Source organism: Streptomyces sp. NPDC058665, from assembly GCF_042714995.1.
Taxonomy (GTDB): domain Bacteria; phylum Actinomycetota; class Actinomycetes; order Streptomycetales; family Streptomycetaceae; genus Streptomyces.
In genome coordinates, this window is sequence record NZ_JBHXRX010000018.1 from 111570 (window position 1) to 132343 (window position 20774).

Sequence of the window (20774 nt, forward strand, 5' to 3'; positions counted from 1 at the left end):
AGGGGGGACTTGGGCGCCGCCAGAACGGCGGAACACGAATCAACCTACTGGCGACCACTGACAACGGTGATCACGTGTCCACAGGGGGGATCGGGACGGTCCGAGCGTCTGACGGCGTCTCCGGGGTGGTGGCCGCACACCGGCCGCAGCCCGGACCGACACCTCAACGACTGTGCTGACGGCTCCGGGTGTGCAGCTTCCGGTAGCCGGTCGGGGTCAGTCCCACTTCCCGCCGGAAGATGCTCCGAAAATTCGCGGCCGTGCCGAAACCCGTCGCCCCGGCGATCCTCTCCACCGACCAGTCGGATTCCTCAAGGAGCCGTCGCGCACCGGTCAGTCTCTGCAGGGCGACCCAGTGCATGGGAGGCATGCCTGTCTCACGTGCGAAACGGCGGATGAAGGTTCTGCGTGAAAGCAGACTGCGGTCCGCCATCTGCTGGACCGTGATGGGCGAACCGATGTTCCTGATCACCCATTCCCGTGTCGCACGCAGATCGTCGCGAGAAGGGCTGACCGTGTCCGCGTACTGCGGCTGGTCCGCGGTACGGGCGGGAGTGGCGACCACATCCTTCGCCACCTCGTCGGCGGCGGCGACACCGAAGTCGGTCTGGACGACATGAAGACACACATCAAGTCCCGCGCCCGCGCCGGCGGACGTGAGAATCGCCCCGTCCTCGACGAACAACCGATTCTCGACGACATCGACCCCGGGGTGCGTCGTCCGAAGAAGATCGGTATATTTCCAGTAAGTCGTCGCCGTTTTCCCGCTCAGCGTCCCGGTGGCCGCCAGCGCGAAAACCCCGGTACAGACGGCGACGATACGCGCGCCCCGTTCGACGGAAGCACGCAGCGCCTTGAGATAGCTTTCCGGGATCGGGTGATGCGGGTCCTCATAACCGGGAATCAAGACAATATCGGCGCGCTCCATATCGGCCAGCGAGTGGGTCGGCCTGATGTCGGCGGCGACATCGACGTACGGCGAACTGTCGCTCGAAGCGTCGGCGGATTCGAAGTCGTCTTCTCCGCACACGATCACCTGATAGCCGGCGTGCTGACCGAAAACATGCGCCGGAATACTGACGTCCAGCGCATACAGTCGCGGTACCGCAAGGATGGCGACAACTATCTTGGCATCTCCGGACAGCAATTGCTCTCCCCTGTCTCCGCGTTCCACGCCCAGGGTAGCCCACGCGCGAGGCCATCAGCCGTGGCGTCCGTCCGGCACGATCCTTGCTGTAAGTGGCACGACCAGGTCTGGCCCGCCCCCACCGCCGCCAATAACGTTCTGAAGGAACTCACCATTTGATGATCGGAGCGCCATGAGCAACGCCAACAAGGTCGAAAGCTTCGGAGTCCCCTGGGAGGAGAGTTACGGATACGCCCAGGCGGTCAAGCGCGGCGACACCATCTATCTCTCCGGCCAAGTGGCACACAGCGGAAAGAAACTGGTCGCCCCCGCGCCCGTCAATGAAGACGGCCAGGTCACCGATTTCACCAACATGGGCAGGCAGTTGCGCCAGTGCTATGCCAACGCGGCGGAGCTGCTGGGGCGTTTCGGCGCATCGCTGGACGACGTGGTCGAGGAAGTCCTCTACGTCGTGAACGCCGACGCGGGCGACGCCGCGGCGGGCCCGGTCCGCAAGGAAGCCTACGGCCGCCCGGACCCCATGGTGGCGAGCACCATGATCGGCACCCCCCGGCTGGCCTTCCCGGAGCTGCTGGTCGAGGTGAAGTTCATCGCCCGGGTCTGAGGATCGGTACGCGTCGCCGGAGCCGGATGCTCCCCCCGGGATTGTCAGTGGTGGCTGGGATGCTGCCCTGATGGACGAACTGATACGGCGGCGGGTGTACGGCGCCGACCACGAAGATCCTGACCCCGGGCCACGGCCGGGCCGTGTGTACCGGGAGCTGTGCGCGGGGCCGCTGGACGGGCTGTTGCTCGACGTGACCGGCTGGACGGACGACGAGCTCGGCACCGGCGCGATGCTGGTGACGGAGATCGGAGCGTACGGCCCAGGAGGCCGGGCGGGCTACGGGCCGCGCGTCGGTGATCCGTGGCGATGGGACTGGGAGGGCGACAGCCCGTAACCGCCGGGCTTCCAGGGGATTCGGCGCCCCGGCGGGCGCGTCCGGGAAAAGCTGCGTGGGGCTCGGAGCGGTGGTTCCGTGGAGATGTGGCGCGCCCGGTCGGGAATCGAGGGAGCAATGACTGAGACAACCCAGAACCAAGGCAGTACCACCTACGACGTGATCGTGCTCGGCGCCGGTCCCATCGGCCAGAACGTCACCGATCGCGCCCGCGCCGCCGGTCTCACCGTGGCCGTCGTGGAGCGTGAACTCGTCGGTGGCGAGTGCTCCTACTGGGCCTGCGTGCCCAGCAAGGCGCTCCTGCGGCCGGTGATCGCGGTCTCCGACGCCCGCCGCGTCGACGGTGCGCGGCAGGCCGTCAGCGGCACGATCGACACGGGCCGGGTCTTCGCCCGCCGTAACCGCTACGTCACCGACTGGGACGACTCCGGGCAGGCCGACGGGGTCAAGTCCATGGGCGCCGACCTCTTCCGCGGCCACGGCCGGATCGACGGCCCCCGCCGCGTCACGGTCACCCGCGACGACGGCGCACACCTCACCCTCACCGCCCGGCACGCGGTCGCCGTCGCGACCGGCAGCCGGCCGGCCCTGCCCGACATCCCCGGCCTCCAGGAGGCCCGGCCCTGGACGAACCGGCAGGGTACGGACTCCAGCGCCGTACCCGCGCGGCTCGCCATCGTCGGCGGCGGCGGGGTCGGTGTCGAGATGGCCACCCTCTGGCAGGGGCTGGGCTCCCGGGTCACCCTGCTCGCCCGCCGCCGCCTCATCCCCCGTATGGAACCCTTCGCCGGTGAACGGGTCGCGGGCAGCCTCGCCGACGCCGGCGTCGACGTACGGACCGGCGCGGGGCTCACCGCGCTGCGCCGGCCGGATCCCGAGGGGCCCGTGACACTCACCCTCGACGACGGCGGTGAACTGGAGGCCGACGAGGTCATGTTGGCCACCGGCCGTGCCCCCAACACCGACGACATCGGCCTCGACACGGTCGGCCTCACGCCGGGCGCCTGGCTGGACGTGGACACCACGTGTCTGGTCCGTGGCGCCGACGGCGGGTGGCTGTACGCGCTCGGCGACGTCAACCACCGCGCCCTCCTCACCCACCAGGGCAAGTACCAGGGCCGGACCGCGGGCGACGCCATCGCCGCCCGTGCCGCCGGGCACACCCTGGACGACGCGCCGTGGGGCGACCACGCGACCACCGCGGACCAACACGCCGTCCCCCAGGTCTTCTTCACCGACCCCGAAGCCGCCGCGGTCGGTCTGACGGCCCAGCAGGCGGCCGACGCCGGTCACCGCGTCAAGGCCGTCGACGTCGACTTCAACGCCGCCCAGGGCGCCAACCTCCACGCGGACGGCTACCAGGGCCACGCCCGGATGGTGGTCGACCTCGACCGCGATGTCCTCCTCGGAGTGACCTTCGTGGGCCCGGGGATCAGCGAACTGCTCCACTCGGCGACGGTCGCTGTCGCCGGAGAAGTCCCGCTCAAGCGGCTGAGGCACGCCATCGCCTGCTTCCCGACGGTCAGCGAGATCTGGCTCTTCCTCCTCGCGGCCCACCAACGCGAACGCGCCTGAGAAGGCGCCCGGCGAGAATCGACAGGATCGTCCCGCCGGGCACCGAGATCGGCTCCCTGGACCAGGAGCATGTGGCCCCGGCCCTGCGCGACGCGGCACTGCGCCGCCGTCCCCTGAGCGAGCGCACCGGCTGACCGCGGGCACCCGGCAGGCAACACTGTCGCTAACATCGCCGGTGTGCGCGCAAACATCGTGGTCGCCGAAGACGACGTGAAACAGTCCGAGTTGGTGCGCCGTTACCTGGAGCACGAGGGACATACGGTCACGGTCGTCGGGGACGGCCGTGCGGCTCTTGAAGAGGTACGGCGCGGGGCATCCGATCTGCTCGTCCTCGACGTGATGATGCCCCGCACCGACGGCCTCGACGTGGTACGGATCCTGCGCGCAGAGTCCCGCGACGTGCTGGTGCTGATGCTGACGGCCCGCAGCACCGAGGACGATCTGCTGCTCGGTCTCGATCTGGGCGCGGACGACTACATGACCAAGCCGTTCAGCCCACGGGAGTTGGCGGCCCGGGTACGTACACTGCTGCGCCGCAACCGACGTTCCACCGGTTCCGCCCCCGCTGCCCCGCCGCCCGCCGTCGACGAGGCGCTGTCCGTGGGCACGCTCAGGATCGACCAGGCCCGGCACGAGGTGTCGGTCGGGGGAGCGCCGGTCGTCTGCACCCCCGGCGAGTTCCGCATACTCACCGCCATGGCCATGGAGCCCGACCGGGTCTTCACCAGACAGCGGCTCCTGGAGGAACTGCATGGCTTCGACAAGTACATCAGTGATCGCACGGTCGACGTGCACATCATGAATCTGCGCAAGAAGATCGAGCACGCGCCACGGAAACCGACCCGGCTGCTGACGGTGTTCGGCGTCGGATACAAACTCACGGACCCCGCGAAGAACGTACGCCATGCCCGGCCCTGAACAGCCGCTGTCGCAGCCGCGACCGGAGCGCCGGTGGCAGCGGCTGCGAGCACGTGCCAGGCCGCGCCCGCCGCTTCGCAGGAGTCTGCTCGGCAGACTGCTGACCGTGTCCGTACTGGTGGCCTCGTGCTCGGTCGCCGCCACCGCCTGGCTCGCGGTCCAGACGACCTCCGGGGCGATCCGTCAGGAGCAGGGGCAGGACCTCACCTCCGACGCGAAGATCTACGACACGCTGCTGGGGTACGCGGCAACTCACCCCGGCTGGGCGGGAGTCGAGGACACCGTGCGCGAACTGGCCGCCAAGTCCGAACGCCGGATCGCGCTGACCACCGAGGACCGGCGCCTGCTCTTCGACTCGGCTGGCGATTCCTCCGCCGGTACCGCGTCCGTCCCGCCTCTGCCCGCCCAGGCTTCGGCGGTTGTCGACCCGCTGTCCGTCGACACCGTGCTGGTGCCCGAGGCCGTGCCAGCCGGTGCTGACCGGGTCGATCCACGGGCGGTGGGCCCCTTCCTGCTCCCCGCGGCGGAACGTACCGAACTGCGGGAGACCACCGCCAGGAGCGTCGCGTGCCTGAGCGCGGTGGGCATCGCCGCCGACGTGGTCGAGAGCCCGAGCGGGCGGCCCCGTATCGAGTTCGTCAGCAACGACACCGACCGCTCCCTGGAACTCAAGTGCCTGGCAGCCGAGTCGGGCACCACCCCGACCGAGAAGAAGGCCCTCGACGAGCTCGACGAACTGGCCGACGCCTGCCTGAAACGCCAGGGGCGTACGGGCGTGACGCTGAACCTGGACCTGTCCTGGGACCGGGGCCGCGACCAGGCGGGGATCGCCGAGCGGAAACCCGGCACCGGCACCGGCGTTGCCGGAACGCCTGGCGAAACGCCGGCCGAACTGTCCGCCGCCGAGAAGATGCTGGCCGACAAGAAGAGGGCGGCCGAGGCCGCCGGCCCTCAGGACCAGGTGGCCGGAGCCCACGACAGCGCGTACGACCGGGCCATCGCCTCGTGCGTCGGCAGTGCCCGCCGCGAGCAGCTCACGGCCTATGTCGCGGCGCCCGCACTGCTGTTCATCGACGGCACCGACACAGTCGGCGTGCCCGGCTTCGACCTCTCCCCGGCCAACACCGCACGTATCGTCGGCGTCACTGCCCTCGTCCTGGCTCTCACCGTAGGTGTCTCGGTGATCGCCGGAGCCCGGCTCGTACGGCCGCTGCACGCTCTCACCGGCGCCGCACAGCGGATGCGGGACGGCCTGGACTCGGCACCGGTGCCGGTCGGCCCGGACAACGAGATCGGACGGCTGGCCGCCGCCTTCAACGACATGGCCGTACACCGTGCCCGGCTCGAAGAGCAGCGCAAGGTGATGGTCAGCGATGTCGCCCACGAGTTGCGTACGCCGCTGAGCAACATCCGCGGCTGGCTGGAGGCGGCACAGGACGGACTGGCCGACCCCGACCCGGCGTTCGTCTCCTCCCTCCTGGAGGAGGCGGTCCAGCTCCAGCACATCATCGACGATCTCCAGGACCTGGGGGCGGCGGACGCGGGCGCGCTGCGCCTGCATCCGGAGCCGGTGCACGCCGGCGAACTCCTCGGCCAGGTGGCAGCGGCGTACCAGGGCCCGGCGGAGACCGCCGGGGTCGCGCTCACGGTCGCCCCGGCGGAGAGCGGCGGACCCGGGCCGTCGCTGTACGCCGACCCCGTACGGCTGCGCCAGGCCGTCAGCAATCTTGTCTCCAACGCCGTACGTCACACGCCGTCCGGGGGCCGGGTGACGTTGCGTTCGTACGTGACCGGTGCCGGGGACGAGGTGGCGCTGGAGGTGGCCGACACCGGCGCGGGTATCCCGGCGGAGGACGTCGCCCATGTGTTCGACCGCTTCTGGCGGGCGGAGAAGTCCCGCAGCCGGAGCACCGGCGGCAGCGGCCTCGGCCTGGCGATCGTGCTCAAGCTCGCGGAGGCGCAGGGCGGTACGGCGGAGGTCGTGAGCACGGAGGGGCAGGGGTCGGTCTTCACCCTGCGGCTGCCGGCCGCGCCCCCGGACGGCCAGGACGCTCGCCCCGCCGCTCCCTGATGCGATCGACATGACGCTCTGACAGCTTCTTCACAGGTGGCGGACAGCCTGGAGCCCTGCCCGGAACCTGACGCGATTCGGCGCCCAGGTACCACCGATTCCGGGCTGGAACTGGAGCTATACATGTCACATCGTCACTACCTGAGTCTCGCCGTCCTGCCGGCCGTCGTGGCCGGCGCGATGTTCGTCCCGGTCTCCACGGCCGTCGCCTCCGAGGCGGCCCAGAGGCCGTTCACGTCGGCGGCCGACGAGCCGCCCACCGACGAGAAGAAGGCGGCGGAGGACAAGGCCCTCGCGGAGAAGAAGGCCGAGGCCGCGAAGGACGGCGGGCCGCGGGAGCTCACCGCCGACGAGAAGGCGAAACAGGATGCCGCGAAGAGGGCCTCGGCCGGCGAGAAGCCCGCCCCGAGGGGCGGCGTGGCCGCGGGCGAGGCCCCGGCCGCGGACAGCGGAACGACCACCCTCGTCGGCTCGGCCGCCGGAGCGCTGCTGCTCGCGGGCGCCGGCACCTTCGTGGTGCGCCGCCGCTCCGCCGGGCGGCGCCAAGTCTGACCAGGCACGACAGTGGCGCCGTCCTTCGCCGGGCGGCGCCATCTCGTAAGTACCGAGGGTCCGTTCCGACGACAGGCCCCCCAGTCCCACCGGTCCTGTTCTGGAGCCCCCTGTGTCCCCTGCCCGCGTCGCCCGCCTCACCCGCGTCGTACCCGCGGTCCTTGCCCTGCTGCTGACCGGCTGCTCGTCCGTACCCGGCACGGCCTCCGAGGAATCGGCCGCGCGCACCGGATCCGCTTCTCCCCGTACCCCGGCCGCAGTTGGACGGCCCGCGGCTCCGGTGGAGGTCGAGATCCCCTCCATCGGCGTGCGGAGTTCACTGATGGAGCTGGGTCTCAACACCGACGGTACGGTCGAAGTGCCGCCGCCCGACAAGGGCATGACCGCCGGGTGGTACACCGGCGGTGCCGCGCCCGGTGAGCCCGGCGCCGCCGTCATCATCGGCCACAACGACACCCGGTTCGGCAGGGCCGTCTTCCACGACCTCAAGAAGGTCGCCAAAGGCGCCGACATCGTGGTCGGCAACAGCCTCGGGGAGTCCGCGCGGTTCACCGTCACGGGCTCCGAGAGTGTCAGCAAGGATTCGTTCCCCACCGACAAGGTCTACGGCCCGACACAGGAGCACGCCCTGCGACTGATCACCTGCGACGGCGAGTTCGACGCCGAGGGCCACCCGGTGAACAACCTGATCGTCTACGCGACGCTGGACTGACGCCGCGATCACGGGACATGGCGATCCCGGAAGGGACCGGGCCGGCCGGAATGCCGCGTCAGCCGGACACGATGTGCACGATCGCCGTACCGTTCTCGCCCGTCGCCACCTGGATCACCACGGCGCCGGGCTCCTTGTCCGGCCGTTCGGCCGCACCGAGTCCGCCGCAGGAGTTTCCGCTGCCGTTGGGGCGCAGGACCGTGATGCAGCCCTGCCCCGGGCCGGTCGCCCCGCCCTGGGACCGGCCGTTGCCCGACTTGATCGTGTACTCGATCTTGTTCTTGCCGATCTCGGTCACGGCCAGTGTCGCCGGACCGCTCTGCCCCTTGAACGGGAACGTCACCGGCTCGCTCACCGCGATCTCGCAGTTGCCGTCCTCGCAGGCCCCGACATCACTCCCGTCCGCCGCCGACACCGACGGCCGCGCGGAAGTGGGCCGGGCGGAAGGGGACTTCGAGGTCCCGGGCTCGGCCGAGGGAGCCGTGTCGGCCCCGCCCGTCCCGCCCGCCCCATCGGTCTTGTCGGAGCCGCCGCACCCGGCCACGGTCAGAGCTGCCAGCGCGGCGAGCGGGATGCCCGCTCGCCACCGGTTCGTATGCCGTCCTCGCGGCGTGCGTACGGAAGTCGTCGCCGTCATGATCTTTCCCCCGTGTTCCGGTGTGCTGTGGTCTCGTGCCCGGCGGTCAGCTTCCAGCGTTCCCTGTCGCCGGGGTTGTCACGCACCGGTCCCGCGAACGGAGGAACCAGCCTGGTGCCACGCCTTCCCCGAGTGGCGTGACCTCCACGACCGGCTGAGCCTTGAGGACCGGCGGATCTCCCGCCACCACCCGAAAGGACCGTGAGGACGATGAAGGTCTTCATCACAGGCGGCTCCGGCTACCTCGGCCGCCCCACCATCCAGGCCCTGATCCGGCACGGCATCGAGGTGACGGCGCTCGCGCGCAGCGAGCACTCCGCACGCACCGTGTCCGACCTGGGTGCCACCCCGGTCGCGGGGTCGTTGAGCGACACCGACATCCTCCGGCGGGCGGCCGGCGAGGCCGACGGGGTGATCCACCTGGGGGTGGAGTACACCGAGGACACCGCCGGCATCGACCGCGCCGCGGCGGAGGCACTCCAGGACGGTGCGGGCAGCCGCCCGTACGTGCACACCGGCGGGGCGTGGGTGTACGGCGACACCGACGGGACCGGGGACGAGAACACCCCGATGAACCCGCCGCCCGTCACCGCCTGGCGGCTGGAGAACGAGAAGCGCGTGCTCGCCCGTGCCGAGACCGGGGGGCGCCCTGTGGTGGTGATGCCGGGACTGGTCTACGGCCGTCACGGCGGGCTGTCGCAGGCGTACTTCGTCGAGCCGGGGCGGGCCGCCGGCGCCGTGCCTTCCATCGGGGACGGCTCCAACCACTGGGCCATCGTCCATGTGGACGACATCGCCGAGCTGTACGTCCTGGCGCTGAACGCCCCCGCGGGTTCCGTCTACATCGGTGCCGGCGGCCAGAACCCCCTGCTGGCGGACATCGTCCAGGCTCTCAGCCGGGCCGCCGGAGTCCCGGGGAAGATCGAGCCGCTGACCCTTGAGGAGGCCGTGCGGCGGATGGGTCCGATCGCGGAGGCGTTCGCGCTCGACCAGCAGCTCTCCGGCGACCGGGCCCGCGGTGAACTCGGCTGGGTGCCCACGCGTCTCGACGCTCTGACCGACATCGCCCAGGGCACCTGAACGCCGCGGGCGCTGCCCGGCATCCGTCAGCGCGTGCGGCGTTTGCGCGGCGAGGCGCCCGACGCCAGGGGAGAGCGCGCCAGTTCGACGCAGCCGGCCGTGATGAGGGCGACCGCGACGAGTTCGGGCAGCAGCCACCAGCCCGTACGTACGCTCTCGCCGAACAGCGTCACCCCGTAGGTGATGCTGATCAGCGCGTCGCCCAGCGTCAGCATCGGCTGCGAGGCGACGAGGGAGCCTGCCTGGAGCGCGTTCTGGAGGAGATAGAGCGCACCGATTCCGGCGGCGCCGGTGGCGTACAGCTGCCAGGAAGTGAAGAACGCCTCGGCACCGTCTCCTTGGTCGAGGCTGGCCACGGCGTCCTTGAGCAGCGCGGCGGTCAGGGCGTACGCGCAGGCCGCCGCGAGTCCCAGCAGCGCGGCACGCGCGTTCCCCCGCGTCCGGAGCGCCGCGGCGATCACCACCGCTTCGAAGGCCCCGGTGATGATCAGGGCCGGGACCCAGGAGAGACCCTCCACGGTCTCGGTGCCGCCGGTGGGGGCGGACGCACCGAGGCCGAGCACCAGGCCGATGGTCACCGCGGCCACGCCCGACCAGGCGCTGGGCGCCAGCCGGGAACGGAAGGCGTAACTCGCGATCAGCAGGGTCAGGGGCAGCTCGATGACGAAGATCGGCTGTACGACGGCGATGGGGCCGGTGGCGAGCGCCACCCCCTGGCAGACCGCGGCCACGATCACCAGGGCGATACCGGCGAGCCACACCCGCTGGGTGAGCAGATGCTTGATCAGCGACAGGCGCATGGCCTCGGAGTCGGGCAAGGTGGAGGCGGCGCGCCGCTGGAGCACGGCGGCGCAGGCGTTGCTGATCGATGTCAGCACGGCGAAGAGGACACTGATCACCGGCCCATCATGCGGGCGGCGGGCACCGGGGGGTGCTGTCAGCACGGGGGATACGGCCGCGCGGGGGCCGAACGGGTGAACGGCGACGTGCCTGCGGACAGCGGGCCCCGCCGCCGCGGGGCCGGCAGCGTACGTCCGCCGCCGGCCCCGCGCCGGACAGGGCCCAGCCCTCAGTTGACGGTGAACGTGGGGGACGTCCCCGTGAACGGCGTGATCTTCCCAAGGAGGTTCTTCGAGTCGCCGTGGTGCACGATCCGGTACGTCCCGGGAGCGGTGTCCGCGCCGATGTCCCAGGTGACGGTGGCCTTCGACGTGCCGGTGAGACCGTTGATGCGCGTCCACCGGTACTTCGTCCGCCAGTCGCCGTCGTCCAGCGTCCGTACCCACCTGCCGTCGACCAGCCGCTGCACCTCCAGGAAGGTGCCGCCCCGGCGGACGTTGTTCTTCGGGTGCCCGGTGGCGAACTCGACCGTCGCGGTCCGGCCGCGCGCGTACGAGGCGTCCGGCGGGGTCAGTACCTCACCGAACGCGGTGCCGGGGGGCGGGTTGTCGTACACCACACCGGTCTGGAAGTTGAACTGACGCCCCGACTCGTCCGGCGGCGCCGTACCCCGGTCGAGTTCGGTGCCCTCGCGCAGGGACGCCGCGACCCGCGCGTACTCCTGCTGATAGGCGGGCAGCGTGTAGCGGCCGTAGAGGGTCGAGCCGCCCTCGTACTGCTGGCTGTCGTACTCCTCCGGTGTCGTCACGTACTGGCTGTAGGAGTTGGCGTACCCCTGGAGCAGCACCCGGTCGAGCGGGACACCGAGCTGCTCCGCCACCGTGCGGCGGACGCGGAGTCCGGAGGTGATGGTGAACTCGCCCGGGGCGGCGACGAGATGGAGCTCGCCGATCTTCATGATCTGCAGGGGCAGGATCTTCGGGGTGACCGGATACACGTTGCTCAGCAGGCCCGTGGGGACCAGGCTCGCCTTCGGGTACTGGCACGTCGCCAGCCAGGAGGGGGTGTCGATGTGCAGCGCCTCGATGATGGAGGCGATCGGGGTGCGGGTGCCCTCGTTGAAGCCGGGGATCGCCGGGCCGTCCTCGACACTGCCCGCGAGAGTGGACGCGCCCACGACGGCGGGGCAGGTGCGGTGCTCCTGCCCGTCCGGGGTGTACGCCCCGTTCACCGTCACGTTCTCCATGTCGACGTACGCGAGCCGGGAGTCGACACCGCCGCTGACCGGCTTCGCGTCCTGGTAGATCGTGCGGGCCTTGTCGAGCTGGCGCTCGCCGATGACGCGCGCGTTCTCGAACTCGTCCTCGGTCGGGCCGGATCCCGGCTTCAGGTTGAGGTTGGGGGACATGTCGCCGGCGTTGGTGTTGGGGAAGGCGGCGACGAACCCTGGTGTGTTGTCGAGATAGCGCACACCTTCCAGGTCGTGTTCCCAGGAGTAGGAGGCGTAGCCCTTGTTGTCGGGGCTGATGAGTGTGTTCTTGTTGGTGATCGAGGTGTTGTGTGTGGCGAACCAGCTGATCGCCCCGGCGTCCTTGCCGCCCTGCCGGAACCGCAGCACGGTCATGGCGGGGTCGACGGCTCCGGGGAACGCCGCCCGGTCGGCCGCCGGATTGCGGTCGAAGGCGGTACGGGAACGGTTGACGCTGGCGTTGGTGAGCGTGCCGGTGCCCAGGCTGATGGTGCCCGGCTTCAGATCCTCGTGGGCCTTGACGACGGACTCGACGATGCCGTCGACGATGGCCCGGTAGGTGCCGCTCTGGAAGCCGAGAACGGAGAGGTTGTACGCGACGTCGTGGGAGTAGCCGCCAGGACCCGAGTGGGTGTGGGTGGCGGACAGCAGCACGTTCTCGTCGCCGTACAGGCTGCCGTAGCGCTCCTTGAGGCGTGAGACGACGCCCTGTTGCACGGACTGGAAGACCATCGCCAGGTCGGCGTTGACGTACACCACGCGCTTCCCGGTCGCCGGGTCGGCGACGACGAACGCGCGTGACCGCTGGCGCTGGTGGATGCCCGATGTCTTCTGGTCGAAGCTCGAATACCCCATCATCCCGGTCTCGGCGGCCTCACCGGTGACATCGGCGATCCCGCGCCCGACGAGGTAGTCCCCGTCGCTCGCCCCGTCGCCGGCGGCGACGGCCGGAGGAGGCGCGGTGAACGAGGCGGCGCCCAGGCCCACGACGACGGCAAGGACGGCGAGTCTGCTTCTGGAACGACGGGGGGTGGGGGGTGACATGAGACCTCCTGCGCGGGGAGTACGACGGGACGCCCGCCCCGTAAAGGCGGGCCGGGAACGGTGCCCCGACGGTAGAGGCGGGCACCCTGCCCCGCATAGATCTCTACCGGCCAGTACGCGGGCGGCCGTTCTCCGGTGCGCCGGCCCCCGCTCAGCCGGGCGGTGGCGTCGGTGTGGACCGGAGGCCGTCGGTGATGAGCGTGAGGATCCGGGCCGAGCGTGTCCCGCCGTCGCGGGTCGGGTCGATGCGCCAGAGCACGCTGAGCTGGAGCAGTACGTCCTCCGGGTCGAGCCCCGGTTTCAGGGAGCCGTCGGCGGCGCCCGCGGCGAGCAGAACGGCGATGGCGGCGAGGAAGGGCTCGTAGTGCTCGTCGTCCAGACCGCCGTTCGTCGCCGCGTGGACGACTTCGGCGACGCCGTACTTGAGCCTGCCGTAACGGGCCACCTCGTTGAACCAGCGTCGCAGGGCCTCCAGGGGCGGATACGAGGCGACGAGCGCGGGCGCCAGGTCGATGAGTTCCTGGATGTCGTGGTCGTACAGCTCCATGACCAACGCTTCCCTGGTGGGGAAGTGCCGGTAGAGCGTGCCGATGCCGACCCCCGCCGCCTTCGCGATCGCGGTGAGCGACGCCCCGCCGGACTCGGCGAGGGCCTCGCGCGCGGCGGTGAGGATCCGGTCCCGGTTACCGAGCGCGTCCTTGCGGGTCTTTCTGGGTCGCGGTGCCTCTGTGTCAGTCATCCGTCCCGTCCGAGTTGAATACCGGAGACCCCTCCGTTATGTTGGACCCGTATCGGAGGGGTCTCCGCTTCATCTTGTCACACGACCCGCACCATGGAGGCAGTCATGGCTGAGACAGTTCTGGTCACCGGCGGCAGTGGATACATCGCCGGCTGGTGCGTCACCGAGCTTCTGCGGCGCGGCTACGACGTCCGTACCACCGTGCGCGGCGCGCACCGCGAGAAGGCCGTCACCGAGGCGGTGTCGAGCGCCGTCGACCCGGCGGGACGGCTGACGTTCGCCGTCGCGGACCTCACCGCCGACGACGGCTGGGAGGACGCCCTCCGCGACGTCACCTACGTCCTGCATGTCGCCTCCCCCCTCGGTGCGAACACGGACGCCTCCGCCGATCTGGTCACCCCGGCCCGGGACGGCGCGCTGCGGGTCCTGCGCGCGGCGACCGACGCGGGCGTCAAGCGCGTCGTGATGACCTCGGCGGCCAACGCCGCCAGCCCTTCCTCCTACGCCACCGCCGGCGTGACCGACGAGACCCTCTGGACCGACCCGGACGACCCGACCCTCATCCCGTACCGCCGTTCGAAGACCGTCGCCGAGCGCGCCGCGTGGGATTTCATGGACCGCTGTGACGGGCCCACCGAACTCGTCACCGTCCTGCCCGGCGCGGTGTTCGGCCCCGTCCTCACGACCGACAACATCGGCTCCGTCGGCATCATCGCGCGCATGCTCACCGGAAAGATGCCCGGAGTGCCCCGGATCGGCCTGGAGATCGTCGACGTCCGCGACCTCGTGGACGTTCATGTCCGGGCGATGACCGCACCGGAGGCGGCGGGTCAACGCTTCCTGGCCACAGGGGAGTTCACCTGGATGGTGGAGATGGCCCGTACCCTCCGCGAGGGACTCGGCGATGACGGCCGCAAGGTCCCCACCCGTCAGATCCCGGATTTCGCGGTCCGTCTCGCCGCCCGGTTCCGCGACCCGTCGCTGCGCGAGATCACCCCCTCGCTCGGACGTCGCAACCGCCACAGCACGGACAAGACGCGCCGCGTACTCGACTGGCGGCCACGGCCCACACGGCAGACGCTGCTCGACTGCGCCAACAGCCTGATCGCCCATCACGCCGTCTGATTCCTACCTCAAGGCCGCCCCCGGGCGCTGGAATCGCGTGGTGCCGGTGGGAGCGGCGCCTGCCGGGGGCGTGCCTCGAACGCCTCGATGACGTACGCGGCGAACCGCCGGGAAGCCGCGACCTGGGCTTCGTTCGTCGAGGCGTGGATCCCCTTGTTGGCCATCAGCATCAGGATGAGGTCGTCCAGCACGAAGTCGGCGCGCAGGCGCCCCGTAGCTTTCGCTCGCCGGGCCAGCTCGGCCACAGCCCTGACCGTGTACTCCCGGCCGCCGGCGACATCGATGGCGGCGGGGAACGCCGACAGAAACGCCTCGGTGAAGCCCCTGTCCCGCGCGTGCAGCTCACAGATCTTCTCGATCACCAGGCACAGTCCCTCCCACGGGTCGGGTGCGGCGGCTCCCTCGTCGACGATGGTGCGGCACGCCCGCAGCTGGTCGGCGAAGGCGGCGGCGATCAGGTCCTGTCTGGTCGGGAAGCGGCGGTACACGGTCGCGGGTCCCACCCCCGCGCTCCGGGCGATCTTCCGCGTCGGCACGTTCAGGCCCTCGGCGGAGAGCAGTTCCCGCGCCGCGCCGAGGATGCGCTCGCGGTTGTCCAGCGCGTCTGCGCGCAGAGTCTGAGACATTCGTCCGCCATCACTCTCACCTCGCTCAACCGGACGCATGCGTCCGCTTACGGATCCAGCCTAGAACCCGGTGGCGCGCTTCGGGCTCGCGCGCCCGGTCCGTGCCCGGCGAGACGGTTCGGCCGCGTCGGGGAATGGTGTTTTCAGGAGATATGCGTAGCTGGTCAGGATTCACGGCTTTCAAGCTCCCGCCGATCGCTGGTGGGGCCCTGATTGCCTGGAGACCACGCGCAGGACGAGAGCGGCGAATGGTTCGTCACGGCGCTGGTGGCCGACATCCCGGACGGCGAGCAGGCGGTCCACGTGGTCAACATGGGTCACCCTCCGCCGCTGGTGATCCATGAGGCCGCCGCGACGCCGCTCCTCGTACGCAGACCGGCGCCGCCCCTGGGACTCGGCGGCCTCGGGGAGGCGTCCTACGTGGAGGAGATCTTCCCCTTCCGCCGTGGTGACTTTCTGCTGCTCTACACCGACGGGGTCTCGGAGGCACGCGACGGCGAGGGCGACTTCTACCCCCTCGCCGAACGCGCGGCGGTGGCCGGCCGCTCGGCCGTGTGATCGGACGGCGGCCCCTCCGTGATGCTCCGGCACCTCCTGGGCGACCTGCTGTCGTACGCGGGCGGCGAGCTGGGGGACGACATGGCGATGATCGCGGTCGCCTGGGGCGTACCGGAAAACCCCGCGGGCGCCGCGCGGGCCCCGGGCCGAGCCTGAAGTCCGCACCATCAGCGCATTTCGGCGGGCGGACCCGGACACGTTTCCCTAGGCTCTCTGACTGTCGGGCTTTTCGGCCCGGCTTTTGTCGGTCGACCGCCACCATCCGGCGCGGAGGGATCGGGACATTCATGAGCACCATCGAAGTCTCCTCCGACGTGGACGTTCCGGTCCGCGTGGCCTACAACCAGTGGACGCAATTCGAAAGCTTTCCCCGCTTCATGGACGGCGTGGAACGGATCGACCGGCCGCGGTCCACGATGACCCACTGGGTGACCCGACTGGGGCCGATGACCCACGAGTTCGACGCGGAGATCGTGGAGCAGCGCCCAGACGACCGGGTGAGCTGGCGAAGCATGGGGCGACCGCGCCATTCGGGCACCGTGACGTTCCTCCGGCTGGCCGAGGACCGCGTGCGGGTGACGCTGCGGATCGACTTCACGCCGCGCGGATTCGTCGAGCGCTCCGGAGACGTGCTCGGCGTCGTCCACCGCCGGGTGCACAACGACCTGAAATCCTTCAAGGAATATATCGAGGGCCAGGGGCGCGAGACCGGAGAATGGCGCGGCGCGATCAGCGGCAGCCATGTCCGGCCGAATTCAGGACAGAAGAATCCGCACGTCCCCAACTGGCCGACAGGCTGAGGCGAAAGGCTATCCGGGTGAAGAGGCGACCGGCCGGGGAATCGGGCGAGAACGAACCTGAGATCACTCCGCCCCAGAAATGGGCGGCGGGCGTTCCCGCCGTCGCTCACGCTTTCAACTACTCACTCGCGGAGGCCTCCGCCCGGCACACCGCCCTGACGCTGCTGAACCTCAACCAGGTCCGGGGCTTCGACTGTCCCGGCTGCGCCTGGCCGGACCCCGAGCCGGGGAGCCGGAAGCGCAACGAGTACTGCGAGAACGGCGCCAAGCACGTCAACGACGAGGCGACCACACGGCGCGTCACCCCCGAGTTCTTCCGCCGTCACTCGGTGACCGAACTGGGCGCCAGATCGGACCTGTGGCTCAACCAGCAGGGGCGGCTCACCGAACCCGTGGTGAAGCGGCCGGGCTCCGAGCACTACGAGCCGATCAGCTGGCACGAGGCGCTGGGGCTCATCGCCGACGAGCTGCGGAGCCTGGACTCGCCCGACGAGGCCGTCTTCTACACCTCGGGACGGGCGAGCAACGAGGCGGCGTTCGTCCTCCAGCTGTTCGCCCGCGCCTTCGGGACCAACAATCTCCCCGACTGTTCCAACATGTGCCACGAGTCGAGCGGCGCCGCCCTGTACGAGACGCTCGGCACCGGCAAGGGCAGTGTGAGCCTGTCGGACATCCACCACGCCGATCTGATCCTCATCCTGGGCCAGAATCCCGGCAGCAACCACCCCCGGATGCTCACCGCACTGGAGCAGGCCAAGCTCAGGGGCGGCCGTATCGTCGCGATCAACCCGCTGCCTGAGGCGGGCCTGCTGCGGTTCAAGAATCCGCAGAAACCGCGCGGTGTGCTGGGCCGGGGAACCGTGATCGCCGACGAGTTCCTGCAGATCCGCCTCGGTGGCGACCTCGCCCTCTTCCAGGCGCTGAATCTGCTCCTGCTGGAGGCGGAGGACGCCAGGCCAGGCGCCGTGCTCGACCGGGCCTTCATCGACTCGCACACCAAGGACTTCTCCGACTTCGCCGAGCACATCCGCTCGACCGTCTCCTGGCCCGACGTCCTCGGCGCCACCGGACTGAGCCGTGCCGGGATCGAACGGCTGCGGGACGCCGTCCTCGGGAGCGAACGCGTCGTCGTCTGCTGGGCGATGGGGCTCACCCAGCAGAAGCACGCCGTGGCCACCATCCGGGAGATCGTGAACTTCCTGCTGCTGCGCGGCAACATCGGCAGGCCCGGGGCCGGACCGTGTCCGGTACGTGGCCACAGCAACGTACAGGGCGACCGGACCATGGGGATCTGGGAGAAGATGCCCGAGCCGTTCATGGAAGCCCTCGGCCGCGAGTTCTCGTTCGAGCCGCCCGCCGCGCACGGTCTGGACACGGTGGACTCCATCAGGGCGATGCGCGACGGGCGGGTGAGGTTCTTCCTCGGCCTCGCGGGCAACTTCGTACGGGCCACTCCTGACAGCCCGGTCACCGAGCAGGCGCTGCGCCGCTGCCGTCTCACGGCTCAGATCTCGACCAAGCTGAACCGTACGCACACGGTCTGCGGCGACACGGCGCTGATCCTTCCCACGCTCGGGCGGAGCGAGAAGGACATCCAGGCGGGCGGCGAGCAGTTCATCACCGTCGAGGACTCGATGAGCCAGGTCCACAGCTCCCGCGGACGTCTGGAGCCCGCCTCGAAACAGCTGCTCAGCGAGGTGGCGATCCTCAGCAGGCTGGCTCGTATGACGCTCGGGGACCGGGTCGCCGTGCCGTGGGAGGAGTTCGAGGGGGACTACGGAACGATCCGGGACCGGATCGCCCGGGTGGTACCGGGATTCGACAACTACAACGCGCGGGCGATCCGGCCCGGTGGTTTCCTGCTGCCGAACCCGGTGAACGAAGGGGTGTTCCCCACCGCCGTCGGGAAGGCGCTCTTCACCCGGAACGCGTTCGAGATGCTGGACGCGCCCGAGGGCCACCTCGTACTGCAGACGCTGCGCTCGCACGACCAGTGGAACACCGTCCCGTACACCCAGGACGACCGCTACCGGGGCATCCACGGCACGCGCCGCGTCGTGATGGTCAACCAGACCGACCTGGACAGTCTCGGCCTGCGCGACGGTGACCAGGTCGACCTGGTCACCGTCTGGCACGACGACATCGAGCGCCGCGCCGATGGCTTCCGCGTGGTCGCCTACCCGACCGCCGTCGGCTGCGCCGCCGCGTACTACCCGGAGACCAATGTGCTGGTGCCGCTGGACAGCGTGGCCGACGTCAGCAACACGCCGACGTCGAAGGGCGTTGTGATCCGTCTGGAGCGGGCGCGTGAAGGGGCGACGGTCCGGTGAACCGGGACCCGGGTTCCAGGCGGGCCGGCTAGCTGCTGAGGAAGCCGCGAATCGCCGTCGCGATCTCGGTGGCGTGCGTCTCCAGGGCGAAGTGGCCGGTGTCGACAAGGCGGACCTCGGCGTCGGGGATGTCACGCTTGAAGGCCTCGGCCCCGGCGGGCAGGAAGAACGGATCGTTCCTGCCCCACATCGCCAGGAACCGCGGCCTGTTCGTCCGGAAGTACTCGTGGAACGTGGGATACAGGGCGACGTTGCTCGCGTAGTCCAGGAACAGGTCGAGCTGGATCTCGTGCGCGCCGTCGCGTGCGAGGTAGTGGTTGTCCAGGCCGTATCCGTCCGGGCTGACCCGCGTCGTATCGGGGACGCCGTGCTCGTACTGCCAGATCGTCGTCTCCGGCTGCACGAGCGTCCGGATCGCTTCCCGGTTGGCCGTTGACGGGTCCTTCCAGTACGCCCGCACGGGGTTCCAGTTCTCGCTCAGCCCCTCCTCGTACGCGTTGCCGTTCTGCGACACGATCGCTGTGATCCGCTCGGGGTGCCGGGTGGCGATCCGGAATCCGACGGGCGCGCCGTAGTCGAAGACGTACAGCGCGAACCGGTCCAGGCCCAGCACCTCGGTCAGGCCGTCGATCACGTCGGTGAGGTGCTCGAAGGTGTAGTCGAAGTCGTTCCGCGCGGGCATGTCCGACCTGCCGAAGCCGGGCAGATCGGGAGCCACGATGTGGAACCGGTCGGCGAGCAGCGGGATCAGGTCGCGGAACATGTGGCTCGACGACGGGAAGCCGTGCAGCAGGAGCAATGTGGGCGCGTCGGGCGCCCCGGCCTCCCGGTAGAAGACCTTCAGGCCGTCCACGTCGGCCGTGCGGTATGCGATGTCTGTCATGACGTTCACCTTTCTCGGGGAGGCGGACGACGGCCCCCCGGCCGTCTCCGTTTCGGGACTGCTCCATGTAACTGCTCAATTGCCAGTGGGAGGGTTATTCGTCCCACGTGTTTCCCCGACGTGGGTCGGGGATCCTGAGGTCGGCGTAGTGCTCGGTGCTAACCGGCCTGCTGCCATCAGTGAGGTTAGGAACTCTGTAGGTAACTTGTCAACGTGACTCAAGGGGGTTACGCTCTCGTCCGAGAGTTGACGCCACGCGCTCGCGCGCGACAGGGAAAGGGGTGGCCGCATGGCCCAGGACGCTCCGGCGCTGTTCCTGGCCGACACGCTCGGCCTGGACTTCCTCAACTCCGTCGCCACGGATGTCGACACACCGATCGACTGGATCGAGGACGGTGACGGCCTGCTGGCGTGGCTGGAGCAGGCGGAGCTGGTGTCGCCCGAGACGCTTGCATCCCTGCGCGAGCGAGCCCTGCCCGGCGAGTTCGACAGCGTCGCCGCCCAGGCGCGGGGCCTGCGCGAGGAGTTCCGCGCCTTCGTACGCGAACACAGGGGCACGCCCCTCGGCGCGGCGGATGTGGCCGAACTCGCGTCACTGAACCGGCTGCTCGCGCGGGACGAGGGATTCCTTCAACTCGCCGTCGCGGAAGGCGTCGGCGCCACCGGTCTTGAGCTGCGGACGGTGCGCCGCTGGCGCTCGCCGGAGTCGCTGCTGCTGCCGATCGGAGAGGCGCTCGCGAGATTCCTCAGCGAGGAGGATTTCTCGTACGTCAAGGCGTGCGAGGGTCCGGCATGCACGCTCATGTTCGTCGACCACACCCGGGGACGCGCCCGCCGGTGGTGCAGCATGGCGCTCTGCGGCAACCGCGCGAAGCAGGCCGCGCACCGCGACAGGGTCAGGAAGAGCCGGGACCTGGCTTAGTTCGTGCGCTCGGTTCATACGAGGG

21 protein-coding genes are annotated in these 20774 nt (G+C 70.1%); 14 read left to right on the forward strand and 7 right to left on the reverse strand.

Translation table 11 applies throughout. The annotated features are described in order from the left end of the window. Positions 1-163 precede the first annotated feature (163 nt). Positions 164-1174, reverse strand: a complete 1011-nt coding sequence (locus tag ACFWV8_RS14415) for a GlxA family transcriptional regulator (RefSeq protein WP_384200927.1) — start codon at positions 1172-1174, stop codon at positions 164-166. A gap of 145 nt (positions 1175-1319) precedes the next feature. Between ACFWV8_RS14415 and ACFWV8_RS14420 the strand changes: the two genes are divergently transcribed. From ACFWV8_RS14420 to ACFWV8_RS14450, 7 genes are all read left to right on the forward strand, one after another. Continuing rightward, complete coding sequence (locus ACFWV8_RS14420; protein ID WP_384200928.1) at positions 1320-1751, forward strand: Rid family hydrolase; 432 nt, start codon at positions 1320-1322, stop codon at positions 1749-1751. A 70-nt stretch (positions 1752-1821) separates the two neighbouring features. Continuing rightward, a complete protein-coding gene (locus tag ACFWV8_RS14425; protein WP_384200930.1) occupies positions 1822-2088 on the forward strand; it encodes a hypothetical protein in 267 nt (88 codons plus the stop codon). A gap of 117 nt (positions 2089-2205) precedes the next feature. Then, complete coding sequence (locus ACFWV8_RS14430; RefSeq protein ID WP_384200932.1) at positions 2206-3663, forward strand: dihydrolipoyl dehydrogenase family protein; 1458 nt, start codon at positions 2206-2208, stop codon at positions 3661-3663. Positions 3664-3840: 177 nt separating this feature from the next. Next, a complete protein-coding gene (locus ACFWV8_RS14435; protein WP_384200934.1) occupies positions 3841-4581 on the forward strand; it encodes a response regulator transcription factor in 741 nt (246 codons plus the stop codon). Beyond that, positions 4568-6652 (forward strand): sensor histidine kinase, encoded by a 2085-nt coding sequence (locus ACFWV8_RS14440; protein WP_384200936.1) that lies wholly within the window; start codon positions 4568-4570, stop codon positions 6650-6652. Before ACFWV8_RS14435 ends, ACFWV8_RS14440 begins: the two co-directional genes overlap by 14 nt. Positions 6653-6775: 123 nt before the next feature. Then, complete coding sequence (locus ACFWV8_RS14445) at positions 6776-7204, forward strand: hypothetical protein (protein WP_384200938.1); 429 nt, start codon at positions 6776-6778, stop codon at positions 7202-7204. Positions 7205-7316: 112 nt separating this feature from the next. Then, on the forward strand, positions 7317-7916 hold the full coding sequence (locus ACFWV8_RS14450; RefSeq protein ID WP_384200939.1) for a class F sortase: 600 nt from the start codon (positions 7317-7319) through the stop codon (positions 7914-7916). Positions 7917-7974: 58 nt separating this feature from the next. On the opposite strand, the gene ACFWV8_RS14455 is transcribed toward ACFWV8_RS14450, so the two are convergent. Beyond that, positions 7975-8553 (reverse strand): hypothetical protein, encoded by a 579-nt coding sequence (locus ACFWV8_RS14455; protein ID WP_384200941.1) that lies wholly within the window; start codon positions 8551-8553, stop codon positions 7975-7977. 210 nt (positions 8554-8763) lie between these two features. Here ACFWV8_RS14455 and ACFWV8_RS14460 point away from each other — a divergent pair, with 210 nt between their 5' ends. Further along, positions 8764-9633, forward strand: a complete 870-nt coding sequence (locus ACFWV8_RS14460; protein WP_384200943.1) for an NAD-dependent epimerase/dehydratase family protein — start codon at positions 8764-8766, stop codon at positions 9631-9633. A gap of 26 nt (positions 9634-9659) precedes the next feature. Here ACFWV8_RS14460 and ACFWV8_RS14465 read toward each other — a convergent pair whose 3' ends face one another. The 3 genes from ACFWV8_RS14465 to ACFWV8_RS14475 all read right to left on the reverse strand — a co-directional run bounded on the left by ACFWV8_RS14465 (position 9660) and on the right by ACFWV8_RS14475 (position 13505). After that, the gene (locus tag ACFWV8_RS14465; protein WP_384200945.1) at positions 9660-10532 is read right to left on the reverse strand and encodes a DMT family transporter; all 873 of its coding nucleotides are present in this window, start codon (positions 10530-10532) and stop codon (positions 9660-9662) included. A 170-nt stretch (positions 10533-10702) separates the two neighbouring features. After that, positions 10703-12766 carry a neutral/alkaline ceramidase gene (locus tag ACFWV8_RS14470; protein ID WP_384200947.1) on the reverse strand — a complete coding sequence of 688 codons (2064 nt, stop codon included), beginning with the start codon at positions 12764-12766 and terminating at the stop codon, positions 10703-10705. A 151-nt stretch (positions 12767-12917) separates the two neighbouring features. Further along, the gene (locus ACFWV8_RS14475; RefSeq protein WP_384200949.1) at positions 12918-13505 is read right to left on the reverse strand and encodes a TetR/AcrR family transcriptional regulator; all 588 of its coding nucleotides are present in this window, start codon (positions 13503-13505) and stop codon (positions 12918-12920) included. 105 nt (positions 13506-13610) lie between these two features. On the opposite strand from ACFWV8_RS14475, the gene ACFWV8_RS14480 reads away from it, so the two are divergent. Continuing rightward, positions 13611-14630 carry an NAD-dependent epimerase/dehydratase family protein gene (locus ACFWV8_RS14480; RefSeq protein ID WP_384200951.1) on the forward strand — a complete coding sequence of 340 codons (1020 nt, stop codon included), beginning with the start codon at positions 13611-13613 and terminating at the stop codon, positions 14628-14630. A gap of 8 nt (positions 14631-14638) precedes the next feature. On the opposite strand, the gene ACFWV8_RS14485 is transcribed toward ACFWV8_RS14480, so the two are convergent. Beyond that, positions 14639-15256, reverse strand: coding sequence for a TetR/AcrR family transcriptional regulator (locus ACFWV8_RS14485; RefSeq protein ID WP_384200953.1), 618 nt, complete (start codon positions 15254-15256; stop codon positions 14639-14641). 213 nt (positions 15257-15469) lie between these two features. Here ACFWV8_RS14485 and ACFWV8_RS14490 point away from each other — a divergent pair, with 213 nt between their 5' ends. From ACFWV8_RS14490 to ACFWV8_RS14505, 4 genes are all read left to right on the forward strand, one after another. Beyond that, positions 15470-15814: a PP2C family protein-serine/threonine phosphatase gene (locus ACFWV8_RS14490; RefSeq protein ID WP_384200955.1), complete on the forward strand. Its 345-nt coding sequence runs from the start codon at positions 15470-15472 to the stop codon at positions 15812-15814. Between the two features lie 21 nt (positions 15815-15835). Further along, positions 15836-15970 carry a hypothetical protein gene (locus ACFWV8_RS14495; RefSeq protein ID WP_384200957.1) on the forward strand — a complete coding sequence of 45 codons (135 nt, stop codon included), beginning with the start codon at positions 15836-15838 and terminating at the stop codon, positions 15968-15970. Positions 15971-16101: 131 nt separating this feature from the next. Beyond that, entirely contained in the window at positions 16102-16614 is a 513-nt protein-coding gene (locus ACFWV8_RS14500) for an SRPBCC family protein (RefSeq protein WP_384200958.1), read from the forward strand. Continuing rightward, positions 16530-18944, forward strand: coding sequence for an FdhF/YdeP family oxidoreductase (locus ACFWV8_RS14505; protein ID WP_384200960.1), 2415 nt, complete (start codon positions 16530-16532; stop codon positions 18942-18944). The genes ACFWV8_RS14500 and ACFWV8_RS14505 overlap by 85 nt, the downstream gene beginning before the upstream one ends. 28 nt (positions 18945-18972) lie before the next feature. Here ACFWV8_RS14505 and ACFWV8_RS14510 read toward each other — a convergent pair whose 3' ends face one another. Next, a complete protein-coding gene (locus ACFWV8_RS14510) occupies positions 18973-19827 on the reverse strand; it encodes an alpha/beta fold hydrolase (RefSeq protein WP_384200962.1) in 855 nt (284 codons plus the stop codon). A 289-nt stretch (positions 19828-20116) separates the two neighbouring features. On the opposite strand from ACFWV8_RS14510, the gene ACFWV8_RS14515 reads away from it, so the two are divergent. After that, complete coding sequence (locus tag ACFWV8_RS14515) at positions 20117-20749, forward strand: CGNR zinc finger domain-containing protein (RefSeq protein WP_384200964.1); 633 nt, start codon at positions 20117-20119, stop codon at positions 20747-20749. Positions 20750-20774: the final 25 nt, after the last annotated feature.

Coding starts and splice junctions, on each gene's coding strand:
- ACFWV8_RS14420 (WP_384200928.1), top strand. CDS start 1,320: ATGAGCAACGCCAACAAGGTCGAAAGCTTCGGAGTCCCCTGGGAGGAG.
- ACFWV8_RS14425 (WP_384200930.1), top strand. CDS start 1,822: ATGGACGAACTGATACGGCGGCGGGTGTACGGCGCCGACCACGAAGAT.
- ACFWV8_RS14430 (WP_384200932.1), top strand. CDS start 2,206: ATGACTGAGACAACCCAGAACCAAGGCAGTACCACCTACGACGTGATC.
- ACFWV8_RS14440 (WP_384200936.1), top strand. CDS start 4,568: ATGCCCGGCCCTGAACAGCCGCTGTCGCAGCCGCGACCGGAGCGCCGG.
- ACFWV8_RS14445 (WP_384200938.1), top strand. CDS start 6,776: ATGTCACATCGTCACTACCTGAGTCTCGCCGTCCTGCCGGCCGTCGTG.
- ACFWV8_RS14455 (WP_384200941.1), bottom strand. CDS start 8,553: ATGACGGCGACGACTTCCGTACGCACGCCGCGAGGACGGCATACGAAC.
- ACFWV8_RS14460 (WP_384200943.1), top strand. CDS start 8,764: ATGAAGGTCTTCATCACAGGCGGCTCCGGCTACCTCGGCCGCCCCACC.
- ACFWV8_RS14470 (WP_384200947.1), bottom strand. CDS start 12,766: ATGTCACCCCCCACCCCCCGTCGTTCCAGAAGCAGACTCGCCGTCCTT.
- ACFWV8_RS14475 (WP_384200949.1), bottom strand. CDS start 13,505: ATGACTGACACAGAGGCACCGCGACCCAGAAAGACCCGCAAGGACGCG.
- ACFWV8_RS14480 (WP_384200951.1), top strand. CDS start 13,611: ATGGCTGAGACAGTTCTGGTCACCGGCGGCAGTGGATACATCGCCGGC.
- ACFWV8_RS14485 (WP_384200953.1), bottom strand. CDS start 15,256: ATGTCTCAGACTCTGCGCGCAGACGCGCTGGACAACCGCGAGCGCATC.
- ACFWV8_RS14495 (WP_384200957.1), top strand. CDS start 15,836: ATGCTCCGGCACCTCCTGGGCGACCTGCTGTCGTACGCGGGCGGCGAG.
- ACFWV8_RS14500 (WP_384200958.1), top strand. CDS start 16,102: ATGAGCACCATCGAAGTCTCCTCCGACGTGGACGTTCCGGTCCGCGTG.
- ACFWV8_RS14505 (WP_384200960.1), top strand. CDS start 16,530: ATGGCGCGGCGCGATCAGCGGCAGCCATGTCCGGCCGAATTCAGGACA.
- ACFWV8_RS14510 (WP_384200962.1), bottom strand. CDS start 19,827: ATGACAGACATCGCATACCGCACGGCCGACGTGGACGGCCTGAAGGTC.
- ACFWV8_RS14515 (WP_384200964.1), top strand. CDS start 20,117: ATGGCCCAGGACGCTCCGGCGCTGTTCCTGGCCGACACGCTCGGCCTG.